At 37.0% G+C, this 13,311-nt stretch carries 11 protein-coding genes; 10 read left to right on the top strand and 1 reads right to left on the bottom strand.

Annotation, left to right across the window (positions count from 1 at the left end):
* Window positions 1-19: 19 nt before the first annotated feature.
* From KTB61_RS03875 to groL, 7 genes are all read left to right on the top strand, one after another.
* A complete protein-coding gene (locus KTB61_RS03875) occupies window positions 20-409 on the top strand; it encodes a GntR family transcriptional regulator (RefSeq protein WP_075760318.1) in 390 nt (129 codons plus the stop codon).
* Entirely contained in the window at window positions 406-2,868 is a 2,463-nt protein-coding gene (locus KTB61_RS03870) for an ATP-dependent Clp protease ATP-binding subunit (RefSeq protein WP_216696843.1), read from the top strand. Before KTB61_RS03875 ends, KTB61_RS03870 begins: the two co-directional genes overlap by 4 nt.
* A gap of 69 nt (window positions 2,869-2,937) precedes the next feature.
* Window positions 2,938-3,351 carry an endosialidase gene (locus KTB61_RS03865; RefSeq protein ID WP_075760320.1) on the top strand — a complete coding sequence of 138 codons (414 nt, stop codon included), beginning with the start codon at window positions 2,938-2,940 and terminating at the stop codon, window positions 3,349-3,351.
* A gap of 25 nt (window positions 3,352-3,376) precedes the next feature.
* Window positions 3,377-4,735 carry a DNA repair protein RadA gene (gene radA / locus KTB61_RS03860; RefSeq protein ID WP_075760321.1) on the top strand — a complete coding sequence of 453 codons (1,359 nt, stop codon included), beginning with the start codon at window positions 3,377-3,379 and terminating at the stop codon, window positions 4,733-4,735.
* A 92-nt stretch (window positions 4,736-4,827) separates the two neighbouring features.
* Window positions 4,828-6,489, top strand: a complete 1,662-nt coding sequence (locus KTB61_RS03855) for a glutamine--tRNA ligase/YqeY domain fusion protein (RefSeq protein WP_216696842.1) — start codon at window positions 4,828-4,830, stop codon at window positions 6,487-6,489.
* A 631-nt stretch (window positions 6,490-7,120) separates the two neighbouring features.
* On the top strand, window positions 7,121-7,393 hold the full coding sequence (locus KTB61_RS03850) for a co-chaperone GroES (RefSeq protein WP_216696841.1): 273 nt from the start codon (window positions 7,121-7,123) through the stop codon (window positions 7,391-7,393).
* Between the two features lie 22 nt (window positions 7,394-7,415).
* Window positions 7,416-9,044, top strand: a complete 1,629-nt coding sequence (gene groL / locus KTB61_RS03845; protein WP_216696840.1) for a chaperonin GroEL — start codon at window positions 7,416-7,418, stop codon at window positions 9,042-9,044.
* Window positions 9,045-9,199: 155 nt separating this feature from the next.
* On the opposite strand, the gene KTB61_RS03840 is transcribed toward groL, so the two are convergent.
* The gene (locus KTB61_RS03840) at window positions 9,200-10,021 is read right to left on the bottom strand and encodes a MerR family transcriptional regulator (protein ID WP_216696839.1); all 822 of its coding nucleotides are present in this window, start codon (window positions 10,019-10,021) and stop codon (window positions 9,200-9,202) included.
* A gap of 220 nt (window positions 10,022-10,241) precedes the next feature.
* On the opposite strand from KTB61_RS03840, the gene KTB61_RS03835 reads away from it, so the two are divergent.
* From KTB61_RS03835 to KTB61_RS03825, 3 genes are read left to right on the top strand one after another with little or no spacing between them, the layout of a single operon-like run.
* Window positions 10,242-11,390 carry a tyramine oxidase subunit B gene (locus KTB61_RS03835; RefSeq protein WP_216696838.1) on the top strand — a complete coding sequence of 383 codons (1,149 nt, stop codon included), beginning with the start codon at window positions 10,242-10,244 and terminating at the stop codon, window positions 11,388-11,390.
* A 22-nt stretch (window positions 11,391-11,412) separates the two neighbouring features.
* Window positions 11,413-11,739, top strand: coding sequence for a (2Fe-2S)-binding protein (locus KTB61_RS03830; RefSeq protein WP_216696837.1), 327 nt, complete (start codon window positions 11,413-11,415; stop codon window positions 11,737-11,739).
* Window positions 11,739-13,307, top strand: coding sequence for an FAD-dependent oxidoreductase (locus KTB61_RS03825; RefSeq protein WP_216696836.1), 1,569 nt, complete (start codon window positions 11,739-11,741; stop codon window positions 13,305-13,307). The genes KTB61_RS03830 and KTB61_RS03825 overlap by 1 nt, the downstream gene beginning before the upstream one ends.
* The last annotated feature ends 4 nt before the right edge of the window (window positions 13,308-13,311 follow it).

Below are 13,311 nucleotides of genomic sequence, written 5' to 3'. Positions count from 1 at the left end.
TAGAAAGAAGGGATTGCATATGGTATTGGAGATTGATTTCAATAGTGATGAAGCAATCTATGTCCAGCTTCGAAATCAGATTATATTAGGAATAGCATGTGAAGAATTTGCAGATGGTGAATCACTTCCTTCTGTACGTCAGCTGGCACAGATATTAGGTGTAAACATGCATACTGTAAATAAAGCATATGCTATTTTAAGAGAAGAAGGATATTTGAAATTAGACCGAAGAAAAGGTGCAGTAGTCAGCGTTGAAACTTTAGAGAAACAAAAAGAACTGGAAGCAATTGGAGAGAATCTCCAGCTGCTGGTTGCAGAAGCTGTCTGCAAGGGGATTACGAAAGAAGAGATGTGTTATCTTGTTGACTGCATGTATCAAAAGCTAGATAGAAATCAGGAGGGATTATGAACAGATTACCATTTACCAAACTTGCTGCAAGAGCTATAGAAGAAGGAAAAGAAATTGCAAAATATCTGGGATTTAAAGATATTAGCAGTATTTTTCTGATTCTCGGATTATACGGGACTGATGGATCTTTAGCCAGTGAAGCATTAAAAATGCATGGTCTTACCAGAGATATGCTGGAGGAATTTGTGCAGCAAAAGGCAACTCGACCTCAAGATGGAAGAAGAAAAGCCTCTCTTACCCCAAAAAGCGAAGCAATTTTAGAAATTGCAGGTGAAACTGCATTAAAATATGGATGTGATGCTATTGGAACAGAACATATTTTAATGGCTATGGTTCGAGATGGAGATAATGAAGCACTGGAAGTGTTAAAAAAGAATAAGATTGCACTGGATGGAATCTATACAGATATCCTTGTGACGGCAGGAATGGATTATAAAGTCGCCAAAGCGGAGTTTACAGAAGCAATCAATTCAGATATTTATGAGGGAGAGGGATCAGGAGATACTATACTGGAGCAGTACAGCACTGACCTGACAGAAAAGGCTTTAGAAGGACAGCTGGATCCTGTTATTGGAAGGATAGAAGAACTGGAACGTCTAATGCAGGTTTTAAGCCGTCGCACCAAGAATAATCCATGTCTTATCGGAGATCCTGGTGTTGGTAAAACAGCAATTGTAGAGGGATTGGCACAGAAAATCTCAAGTGGTATGGTACCATCACTTTTGAAAAATAAGAGAATTCTTTCATTAGATTTGACAAGGGTCATTGCGGGAACAAAATATCGTGGAGAATTTGAAGAGCGTATGAAGAGAATCGTTACGGAAGTAACAGAGGATCCGTCAATTATTTTATTTATAGATGAGATTCATACAATGATTGGAGCAGGTGGCTCAGAAGGGGCAATGGATGCATCCAATATATTAAAACCTGCATTGGCAAGAGGAGATTTTCAGCTGATCGGGGCAACTACCAGCGAGGAATATACAAAGTATTTTGAAAAAGATGCAGCGCTTGTAAGAAGATTTCAGCCGGTTAGAATTGAAGAACCATCCATTCAACAGACTGTGACGATTTTAAAAGGATTAAAATACAGATTTGAGGATTATCATAGAGTGCTGGTACCAGATGAGATTATAAATTTTATGGTTACATTATCAGATCGGTATATCAGTGACCGTTTTCTGCCAGATAAAGCAATTGATTTATTAGATGAAGCATGTGCAAGGAAACGTATGGGACTGTTGAAAAATTCTGAAGATTTTTATGAGGAAAAAAACCAGATCGAAATGCTGGTGCAACAAACAGAAGAAGCAATCTCTGACGGGGATATGGTAAAAGCCAGAAAAATTAAAGAAGAAAAACTGAAACTGCAGAAAGCTTTAGACAGCAAAATTAAAAGAATAAACAAAAAGCAGAATATTATTCCTGAGATTAATGAAGAAGATGTTGAAAATATAATTGCTTTGTGGACAAAAATTCCTGTTAATCAGTTGAAAAAAGGAGATCTGGAACGTCTTCGTAATCTGGAAAAAGAATTGCACAAGCAGGTGATTGGACAGGACCAGGCGGTTAAAGCTGTGGCAAAAGCAATCAAAAGAAGCAGAGTTGGATTAAAAGATCCAAAGCGCCCAATTGGATCATTCCTGTTTCTTGGTCCAACAGGAGTTGGTAAGACAGAATTATCTAAAACACTGGCAAAAGCAATGTTCGGACGGGAAGAGGACCTGATTCGTGTAGATATGTCAGAATATATGGAAAAGCATAGTGTGTCAAAGATTATCGGATCTCCTCCAGGATATGTAGGATTTGGTGAAGGAGGACAGCTAAGTGAGCAGATTCGAAGGCATCCATATTCTGTTATTCTATTTGATGAAATTGAAAAAGCACATCCTGATGTATTTAATATTCTTCTTCAGGTACTTGATGATGGACATATTACAGATTCCAACGGAAGACAGGTAGATTTTAAAAATACAGTGATTATTATGACATCCAATGCAGGTGCCAATCGTATTATTGCACCAAAACAGTTGGGATTTGCTGCATCTATGGATAAAAAGAAGAATCATGAAATCATGACTAAAGGTGTAATGGAAGAAGTTAAACAGATTTTCAGACCAGAGTTTCTCAATAGAATTGATGAAACTATTGTATTTGCAGTGCTTACAAAAGAAGAAGTAAGAGAAATTGCAAAATTATTTATTAGTGATGTTAAAAGTCGTTTGATGAACAGTTATCAGATTTCCCTGAAAGTAACTCCAGGTGCCCTGGACTGGCTGGCAGAGAAAGGCTATGATGAGAACTATGGAGCAAGACCTCTTAGGAGAGTCATTCAAAGTGAAATTGAAGATGTTCTTGCAGACTGGATATTAGAAGGAAGATTAAAAAATGGCAGTCAGATGACTATTGGTAAGAAAGATAAAAAACTGACATTTTCTGTAAAGGAAGCTAGTAAATAAATAAGAAATATTATATAATAATAAAAGTATAAACGGTGCGTAACCAAACATTAATAGGAGGATAAAACAATGGCAGTGGTAACTGAATTATTTCGCAGCGAAGAGAATGGAACCCTTTGCTTTGGTGACTACACATTAGCAGCAAAAGCTAAAAAAGGTGATATCGAATTTGAAGGAGATATCTACAAAATTAAAACATTTAAGACAATGACAAAGCTGGATAAGAATGGACAGCTGATTTTTGAATCTGTACCTGGTTCAGCAGTACATAATTTTGTAGCTACAACAGATGGGGTTGCATTTGATATAGAATCTGACAGTGATGTTCAGGTTACTTTAGAGGTGGAACCACAGCAGGATTATAAAGTATATATTGATAATACGAATATTGGAACAATGAAAGCAAACCTTGCCGGAAAATTAACAATGGGAGTAGAGTTAAGTGAAGGAAGAGCTGTTTCAGTAAGAGTAAAGAAACAATAAAAGTATAAGAGGACAGGGAGAATCTATGGCAAAGCAAAAGACCGTATATTTTTGCAGTGAATGTGGTCATGAATCTTCCAAGTGGATGGGACAGTGTCCTGCCTGTAAACAATGGAATACTTTTGTAGAAGAAAAGATAACAGCAGCCAAAAAAGGAGGGGCAAAGCCTGTAAAGGCTTCTGCCTCTCCTATGAGTATATCAGAGGTTACTGTTCAAAACGAAGAACGATTTCCAACAGGGATTCATGAATTAGATCGTGTACTTGGAGGAGGAATTGTGACCGGTTCTCTATCTCTGGTAGGTGGAGATCCTGGAATAGGAAAGTCAACTCTTCTTTTACAGGTATGCCGCAATCTTACTAATCAGGGTAGAAAAGTCTTGTATATATCCGGGGAAGAATCAATGCATCAGATTAAAATTCGCGCAGAAAGGATTGGTACATTTGAACAGGAAATGTTACTTTTCTGTGAGACAGATTTAGATGCAATCTGCAGTGCGATTCTGAAAACTAAACCACAATTTGTGGTGATTGATTCTATTCAGACTATGTACAGTGAAGAATTATCTTCTGCAGCAGGAAGTGTGTCCCAGGTACGGGAAGTAACATCACAGATGATGCGAATTGCAAAAGAGGAGAATATTGCAGTATTTATCGTTGGACATGTAACCAAAGAGGGTGTTGTTGCGGGTCCAAGAACATTAGAACATATGGTAGATACTGTGCTTTATTTTGAAGGAGAGCGGGAAGCGGTATATCGAATTTTAAGAGGTGTCAAAAATCGTTTCGGTTCAACAAATGAAATAGGCGTATTCGAAATGTGTTCAAATGGACTGATGGAGGTGGAGAATCCTTCTAAGACCATGCTAAGTGGTAGACCATTAGATGCATCTGGCTCTGTAGTAGTTTGTTCCATGGAAGGAACCAGACCGATTTTAATTGAAATTCAGGCATTGATTTCACCTACCAGTTTTCAGATGCCCAGAAGAACAGCGGTAGGTATTGATTATAACAGAGTGAATCTTCTAATGGCTGTATTGGAAAAACGAGTTGGATTACAACTGGGAGGCTGTGATGCCTATGTGAATCTGGCAGGCGGAATGAGACTTGGAGAACCTGCAATTGATCTTGGTGTTATAATGGCTATTGCATCCAGTTACAAGAATATGTCGATTTCGCAGGATACGATTATTTTTGGAGAAGTAGGACTGGTTGGAGAAATTCGTGGAGTATCTGGCGGGGAAGCAAGAATAAAGGAAGCTGAAAAGCTGGGATTTAAAAGATGTATTCTGCCGCAGGCTAATGTAGATCAATTAAAAATTTTCACGAATATGAAACTAATGGGCGTATCAAATGTTCTTGAAGCCTTGGATTTAATTGGCTGATAAGAGAAAAATACAGAGTATGTGGAGATATACTTGATTATATTGTGCAGATAATTTAAGATAAGGAAAGAAATATCATATGGAGGACAGACATGGAAGAAACTGTATCAAAGAATTTTATAGAACAGATTATTGATAAAGATATAGAAGAGGGACATTGTAAAAAAGTGGTTACAAGATTCCCGCCAGAACCAAATGGGTATTTGCACATTGGTCATGCAAAGTCTATTTTATTAAATTATGGATTGGCTCAGGAGTATAATGGAGAATTTCATTTTCGATTTGATGATACCAATCCAACAAAAGAAAAAGAGGAATTTGTTCAATCTATCAAAGAAGATGTAGAATGGCTTGGAGCAGATTACAAAGAACACATTTATTTTGCGTCAGATTATTTTGATAAAATGTATGAATGTGCGGAATTTCTGATCAAAAAAGGAAAAGCATATGTATGTGATCTGACACCGGAACAGATCCGTGAATATCGTGGAACATTGACAGAACCTGGAAAGAACAGTCCATATCGAGATCGTACACCGGAAGAAAATCTGCAGTTATTCCGTGATATGCGTGATGGTAAATTCCCGGATGGAAGTAAAGTACTTCGTGCCAAAATTGATATGACATCAGGTAATATGAATATGAGAGATCCGATTCTCTATCGTATTGCCAGAATGGAACATCATAATACAGGTAACAAGTGGTGTATTTATCCAATGTATGATTTTGCCCATCCATTGGAAGATGCTTTTGAGGGAATTACACATTCTATTTGTACTTTAGAGTTTGAAGATCATAGACCATTATATGACTGGGTGGTAAATGAATGTGAATTTGAAAATCCGCCAAAGCAGATTGAATTTGCAAAATTATATCTGACTAATGTGGTTACTGGAAAACGATATATTAAAAAACTGGTAGAAGATGGAGTTGTAGATGGATGGGATGATCCAAGACTTGTTTCATTGTCTGCGTTGAGAAGAAGAGGATATACTCCTGAGGCTATCCGTAAATTTATGGAACTGGTAGGAGTAGCAAAGAGTCACAGTTCAGTGGATAATGCAATGCTTGAGTATTGTATCCGTGATGATCTGAAGTTAAAGAGACCTCGTATGGCAGCAATCCTAGATCCGATTAAACTGGTTATTACAAACTATCCAGATGATCAGATGGAATATGTGGAAGTGCCGAATAACCAGGAAAATGAAGAGATGGGAACAAGAACTGTTCCATTCTGTAAAGAATTATATATTGAAAGAGAAGACTTCAAGATTGAGAAACCGAAAAAATATCGTCGCCTCTATGTAGGTAACGAGGTTCGTCTTATGAATGCATATTTTGTAACCTGTACAGGATATGATGCTGATGAAGATGGAAATGTAACGACAGTTTACTGTACTTATGATCCTGCATCTAAAGGTGGCAACAGTCCTGATGGAAGAAAGGTCAGAGGAACCATTCACTGGGTAGCAGTTCCTACAGCAGTTCAGGCAGAAGTAAGATTATATGAAAATATCGTAGATGAAGAAAAAGGTGTTTATAACGAAGAAGATGGTACTATGAACATTAATCCAAATTCATTGACGATTATTGAAAATGCTTATGTAGAACCTGCTTTGAAAGAATTCAAGCCAGGAGACAGTTTCCAGTTTATGAGAACCGGTTATTTCTGTATTGATACAAAGGATACCACAGAAGATCATCTGGTATTTAATCGAATTGTAAATCTGAAGAGTTCATATAAACCAAATTAAAACAAAAATTCACATGCTTCTCGGAACGCTTCTTTCGCTGGCGCTTCGTCCAGATGTGTCCGAGTTCGCAAGTGAGATTTTATAGTAGAAATAAAAATGAGATGTCTTATAAAAAAATAAGATGTCTCGTTTTTGTTACTTAATGAATGAAGATATATTAAAGTTAAAAAATTCACATGCTTCTCGGAACGCTTCTTTCGCTGGCGCTTCGTCCAGATGTGTCCGAGTTCGCAAGTGAGATTTTATAGTAGAAATAAAAATGAGATGTCTTATAAAAAAATAAGATGTCTTGTTTTTGTTACTTAATGAATGAAGATATATTAAAGTTAAAAAATTCACATGCTTCTCGGAACGCTTCCTTCGCTGGCGCTTCGTCCAGATGTGTCCGAGTTCGCAAGTGAGATTTTATAGTAGAAATAAAAAATGAGATGTCTTATAAAAAAGTAAGATGTCTCTTTTTTATTTACATCAGTGGAAAAGTTTACACATTTTTTATAAAAAAGGGGGTTGCATTTTTTTTCCTCGGTGTTATACTAAGAAACATAGAGTTAGCACTCGGTTAAAGTGAGTGCTAACAATAAAAGATAAAAAATGACAATTTTCTAAAAATTTTTTTGGAGGTAATACGATTATGAAATTAACACCATTAGGAGACAGAGTTGTTCTGAAACAGTTAGAAGCAGAAACAACTACAAAATCTGGTATTGTTTTAACAACAGCATCTCAGGAAAAGCCACAGGAAGCAGAAGTTATCGCTGTTGGTCCTGGAACAGAAGATGTGAAGATGGAAGTTGCTGTAGGACAGAAAGTAATTTATTCTAAATATGCAGGAACAGAAGTAAAATTAGAAGATGATGAATTCATTATCGTAAAACAGAATGACATCTTAGCCGTTGTAGAATAATTCATTTGGAGGTATGTAAATTATGGCAAAGGAAATCAAATACGGAATTGAAGCTAGAAAAGCACTGGAAGCAGGAGTAAACCAGTTAGCAGATACAGTTAAAGTAACAATCGGACCAAAAGGACGTAATGTAGTTCTTGATAAATCTTTTGGAACACCATTAATTACAAATGACGGTGTGACAATTGCAAAAGAAATCGAACTAGAAGATGCTTTTGAAAACATGGGAGCACAGGTAGTAAAAGAAGTTGCCACAAAGACAAATGATGTTGCCGGAGATGGTACAACAACAGCTACTGTTCTTGCACAGGCAATGATCAATGAAGGAATGAAAAACCTGGCAGCAGGAGCTAACCCAATTATTCTTCGTAAAGGAATGAAAAAAGCAACAGAAGCAGCTGTAGAAGCAATCGCAGAAATGAGCAGTCAGGTAACAGGAAGAGATCAGATTGCCAAAGTAGCAGCAATCTCTGCTGCAGATGAAGAAGTTGGAGAATTAGTAGCAGATGCTATGGAAAAAGTATCTAATGATGGAGTTATTACAATCGAAGAATCTAAGACAATGAAAACAGAATTAGATTTAGTAGAAGGTATGCAGTTCGATCGTGGATATTTATCAGCATATTTCTCAACAGATATGGAAAAAATGGTTGCTGAATTAGAAAATCCATATATTCTGATTACAGATAAGAAGATTTCTAATATTCAGGACATTCTTCCATTACTGGAACAGATCGTACAGAGTGGACAGAAGTTACTGATAATTGCAGAAGATATTGAAGGTGAAGCTTTAACAACATTAATCGTTAACAAGTTACGTGGTACATTCTCAGTATGTGCTGTTAAAGCTCCTGGATATGGTGACAGAAGAAAAGCAATGTTAGAAGATATCGCTATTTTAACAGGTGGTACAGTAATTTCTGAAGAAGTTGGAATGGACTTAAAAGATGCAACTTTAGATCAGTTAGGACGTGCAAAATCTGTCAAAGTTGAAAAAGAGAATACAGTCATCGTTGACGGTGAAGGTGATAAAGATGCAATTCAGGCACGTATTGGACAGATTAAAGGTCAGATTGAAGAAACAACATCTGAATTTGATAAAGAAAAATTACAGGAAAGACTGGCTAAATTATCTGGTGGAGTAGCAGTTATCCGTGTTGGAGCAGCAACAGAAACAGAAATGAAAGAAAGTAAACTTCGTCTGGAAGATGCTTTAGCAGCAACAAAAGCAGCAGTAGAAGAAGGAATCATCTTTGGTGGAGGATCAGCATATATTCATGCTTCCAAGAAAGTTGCAGAAGCAACAAAAGATCTGGAAGGAGACGAAAAAACAGGTGCAAATATCATCTTAAAAGCATTAGAAGCACCATTATTCCAGATTGCAGTAAACGGTGGATTAGAAGGAGCTGTTATTGTAAATAAAGTAAAAGAACAGGAAATTGGAATTGGATTTGATGCACTGAACGAGGAATATGGAAATATGATCGAAAAAGGAATCATTGATCCAGCCAAAGTTACAAGAAGTGCATTACAGAATGCAACATCTGTAGCATCAACTCTGTTAACAACAGAATCTGTAGTTGCAAACATCAAAGAAGAAGCACCAGCAATGCCAGCAGGAGCAGGAGCACCAGGAATGGGTATGATGTAGACGCTGGACACTAAGCGAAAGTAAAGAATCAGATTCGTGGGAAAATCAGAATAATATAGAGAATCTCTTGGTAATTTTTAATTGGGGCTGTCATCAGGGTAACTGGGTAAGTTGCTATAGTGGCAGCCTCTATTTTTTTTGTGTGCAGATGCAGATTAAGACTTAATCTGCATCTGGACTTCAATGATATTTTCATTTTCATCGGTGGTTTCATATTCATTAATATAACCAAATTCAATGGGATCAGATATGATCTTTAAAGAATGTTCTTTGGCATAAAGAAACATTTTATTTACCCATTCTTTTGTGTAATCATAGCTGCCGGAATATATGACAGAAAGGTATTTTCCTGCCGGAAGAGTATAGTTGCTATCACACATTGGCTTTGGAGAATAAAAAAACACATTTTTTGTTCTCAATTGTTTAGATTTTGGATTACTGTTTTTTACATCCAGAGTATAGCAGTCACATGCACCAATGGTATGTATATCCTGGTGATGATTTTGCATATATTGTGTAACAGCATAATCAACATAATCGTTGGGAAGATTCGTATCACTGATCATAACACAATCACGTACAGGTAAGTCCAGGGTACGAATTTGGTTAAGATATTTTGTTTTTTCCAAAGCACTTTGAATATTTGAAAGACGGTTCAGGATACTGTTCTTGTTCTGAACCAGCTTTTCAATGGATTCATCAATGATATCCAATTCTGTCTTTAATAATTTGATAGAATTTTCGACGGTACGATGGTCATCGAAATTTTTGATTTGTTCTAAAGGCATATTCAAAGCCAGCAATTCTCGAATCATTGTTAATTTTCGGATATCTTCCAAAGTGTATAATCGATAATTATTGTTTGGATCTCTTTTTGGGTGTAAAAGTCCCACTTGTTCATAATAACGGATAGAGTCCACACCTATATTGTATAACTTTGATAGTTCACCTATTTTAAAATATATTTCTTCGTTCATTTTTTTTTCCTTTTTATACGACTTGTTTATTGATATTCTAACATAAATTGAAAAAAATTGGGAAAAAAGTTATTGACTCTAGTATAATACTAGACTATATAATGCGTTTAGACAAAGAAAACAGCGCAAAGGAGCACTGAGGTTGTAAAACACCTATAGTGTTCCTTTTTTTAAGTTTTCTGAAAATTTCAATGTTCGCCATAATAAAAAGGAGGATATGATGAGTGACGCAAGGATTGATTTTTTATATTTGAATGAACAGGATATGATTAAGGCTGGAGTATTGGATGCGGGAAAATGTGTCGATGTAATGGAAGAGGTGGTATCACTTTTAGGAAAAGGTGATTATCTGATGGGAGGTTCTGATCACAATGCACATGGATTGATGTTGGAATTTCCTAAAGAATCTGATATTAAAGATTTTCCGCTGCAAGATTCCAGAGATCGTCGTTTTATAGCAATGCCGGCATATCTGGGAGGAAGATTTCATGTAGCAGGGCAGAAATGGTATGGATCAAATGGAAGAAACCGTGCAAAAGGTTATCCAAGATCTATTTTAATGGCAACTTTAAATGACGTAGAGACCGGAGCACCGATCAGTTATATGTCTGCAAATTTGCTAAGTTCTATGAGAACAGGTGCTATGCCAGGACTGGTAGCAAAATACTTTGCCAAGAAGGATGCAAAAACAGTTGGAATTATTGGTCCAGGCGTTATCAATCGCTCTTCCATGAGAGCTTTTGTTGCAAAGTTTCCAACAATTGATACAGTGAAAATGGTAGGAAGTACTCCAACTTCTAAAACTGCACAAAAGATGAAAACATTTATTGAAGAGCATTTTCCTCAGATTACGAACATTGAGATTTGCGCTACAGTACAGGAAGCAGTGAAGGATGCGGATATTGTTTGTGAAGCAGCATCTGTAACATATCCAAATTGGCCGGAATTAAAATATGAGTGGTTAAAACCTGGAGCAGTTGTTGTTTCCACCAACGGATTAAATATTTCATGGGAAGATGAAAAGAAATTTTCCAAAGTTGTTGACAACTGGGGAATGTATGAAGAATACGCTCAGGAAGATGGAGATGACTTTTATCCGGATGGAACAAGAAAGAATTGTGGAACTATAGGAGAAGATTTTGTGTTTATGGTCAGAGATGGCATGATCAAAAGAGAAGATGTGAAGAATCTGGCAGACATTGTAAATGGAGAGTGTAAAGGAAGAACATCAGAAGATGAAATCTTCCTTGTATCCATAGAAGGAATGCCAATTCAAGACGTAGCATGGGCTTATGAGTGTTATCATAAGGCAAAAAAGAAAGGCATTGGAACAATGCTTAATTTATGGGAAGAACCAGTAGCCTTTTAATATAAAGATAGGAGGAAATAACATGGGTAGAATTAAAGAACATCCAATTTTAGGAACTGCACCAGAAAAAAAAGTGGTAAAGTTTTATTTTGATGGAAAAGAAATGGAAGGAATGGAAGGTGAACCGATTGCTGCAGCATTGAAAGCTGCAGGGGTTATGGTACATAGATATACAAAGAAACGTCATGAGCCAAGAGGTATTTTTTGTGCGATTGGACGATGCACAGACTGCGTTATGATCGTAAATGGACAGCCAAATGTGAGAACTTGTATTACTCCATTGGAAGAGGGGATGACAGTGCAGACTCAATATGGAGTTACAGCAAAAGAGGAAGGAGGCAGCCTATAATGAAAAGATATGATTTGATTGTAATCGGAGCAGGACCTGCAGGGTTATCTGCTGCCATTGAAGCCGCAAAATGTGGAATGAAACCAATTGTTTTTGACGAAAATGCAAAACCAGGCGGACAGCTGTTTAAACAGATTCATAAATTTTTTGGATCCAAAGAACATAGAGCTAAAATCCGAGGTTTCAAAATTGGAGAAGATTTATTAAAAGAAGCTGAGGAATATGGAGTAGAAGTTGTTTTAAATGCAACAGTTATTGGATTGTATCCTGAAAAAGAAATTACAGTAAAAATTGGAGATCAGGTAAAACATTTTAAAGGTGATTCCATTCTGGTAGCAACAGGAGCCAGTGAAAATATGGTTACATTCAAGGGATGGACTAAACCTGGAGTTATTGGTGCCGGTGCAGCACAGACAATGATGAATCTTCACCATGTAATGCCAGGAGAAAAAGTATTGATGCTTGGAACAGGAAATGTAGGATTGGTTGTAAGTTATCAGCTGTTACAGGCAGGATGTGAAGTAGTAGCACTGGTAGATGCAGCTCCAAGAGTTGGTGGATATGGAGTTCATGCATCTAAAGTATCTCGTTGTGGCGTGCCATTTTATTTATCCCATACAATTAAAGAAGCAGAAGGTGACGAATATGTAACTGGAGTCACCATTGCAGAAGTAGATGATAAGTTCCAGTTTATTCCTGGAACAGAAAAACATTTTGATGTTGATACCATCTGTGTGGCAGTTGGATTGTCACCTAGCTCTCAGTTATTAAAACAGGCAGGATGTAAAATGTTGGATACACCAGGTGGATATATTCCGGAATGTGATGAATTTGGACAGACATCTGTGGATGGAATTTTTGCAGCAGGTGATGTTTCCAGTATTGAAGAAGCAAGTTCAGCTATGATTGAAGGAAGGATAGCCGGTGTCTCCATTGCAGCATCTGCAGGATATCTGACAGAGGAAGAACGTCTGACACAATGCGAAGCGTTGGAACATGCTTTAGGAAGTCTCCGTAAAGGTATGTTTGCTCCTGAAAACAGAGGTAAGATTATAAAAGAAACAGAAGAAGGAATTGAAATTTCTACCAATCTTTTGAAAAAAGGATATGTAGCTGATGATGAAATCGCAAGATATCCTGGTTTTGTAAAAAAATTAGGTGTTCATCCGGTAATGGAATGTACACAGAACATCCCATGTAATCCTTGTCAGGATGCATGTCCAAAAGGATGCATTAGCATTGGTGAAAATATCACATCTCTTCCAGTTGTAGATGTGGAAAAAGAATGTATCGGATGTGGAATGTGTGTAGCTTCTTGTTCCGGACAGGCAATCTTCCTGATCGATGAAGGATACGAGGAAGGATATGCAAGTGTTACAATGCCATATGAATTTTTGCCTCTGCCACAAAAAGGTGACAAAGGAATGGCATTTGACCGTAGTGGAAGCCCGGTTTGTGAAGCAGAAGTTATTGGTGTCAAAAGTGCAAAAGCATTTGATCATACCAATCTGTTAACGATTAAAGTACCGGCAGATATGGTTGATAAAGCTCGCTTTTTCAAAAGATAGGAGG

It is taken from the genome of Anaerostipes faecalis (genome assembly GCF_018982945.1).
Taxonomy (GTDB): Bacteria; Bacillota; Clostridia; order Lachnospirales; family Lachnospiraceae; genus Anaerostipes; species Anaerostipes faecalis.
Note: the sequence above shows the minus strand (reverse complement) of the source record. Positions and strands in the feature narration are given on the sequence as shown.

What these genes read in the sequence shown, in the direction of transcription:
- KTB61_RS03850 (WP_216696841.1), top strand. Translation starts at nt 7,121, where the DNA reads ATGAAATTAACACCATTAGGAGACAGAGTTGTTCTGAAACAGTTAGAA.
- KTB61_RS03840 (WP_216696839.1), bottom strand. Translation starts at nt 10,021, where the DNA reads ATGAACGAAGAAATATATTTTAAAATAGGTGAACTATCAAAGTTATAC.
- KTB61_RS03855 (WP_216696842.1), top strand. Translation starts at nt 4,828, where the DNA reads ATGGAAGAAACTGTATCAAAGAATTTTATAGAACAGATTATTGATAAA.
- KTB61_RS03865 (WP_075760320.1), top strand. Translation starts at nt 2,938, where the DNA reads ATGGCAGTGGTAACTGAATTATTTCGCAGCGAAGAGAATGGAACCCTT.
- KTB61_RS03870 (WP_216696843.1), top strand. Translation starts at nt 406, where the DNA reads ATGAACAGATTACCATTTACCAAACTTGCTGCAAGAGCTATAGAAGAA.
- KTB61_RS03835 (WP_216696838.1), top strand. Translation starts at nt 10,242, where the DNA reads ATGAGTGACGCAAGGATTGATTTTTTATATTTGAATGAACAGGATATG.
- KTB61_RS03875 (WP_075760318.1), top strand. Translation starts at nt 20, where the DNA reads ATGGTATTGGAGATTGATTTCAATAGTGATGAAGCAATCTATGTCCAG.
- KTB61_RS03825 (WP_216696836.1), top strand. Translation starts at nt 11,739, where the DNA reads ATGAAAAGATATGATTTGATTGTAATCGGAGCAGGACCTGCAGGGTTA.
- groL (WP_216696840.1), top strand. Translation starts at nt 7,416, where the DNA reads ATGGCAAAGGAAATCAAATACGGAATTGAAGCTAGAAAAGCACTGGAA.
- radA (WP_075760321.1), top strand. Translation starts at nt 3,377, where the DNA reads ATGGCAAAGCAAAAGACCGTATATTTTTGCAGTGAATGTGGTCATGAA.
- KTB61_RS03830 (WP_216696837.1), top strand. Translation starts at nt 11,413, where the DNA reads ATGGGTAGAATTAAAGAACATCCAATTTTAGGAACTGCACCAGAAAAA.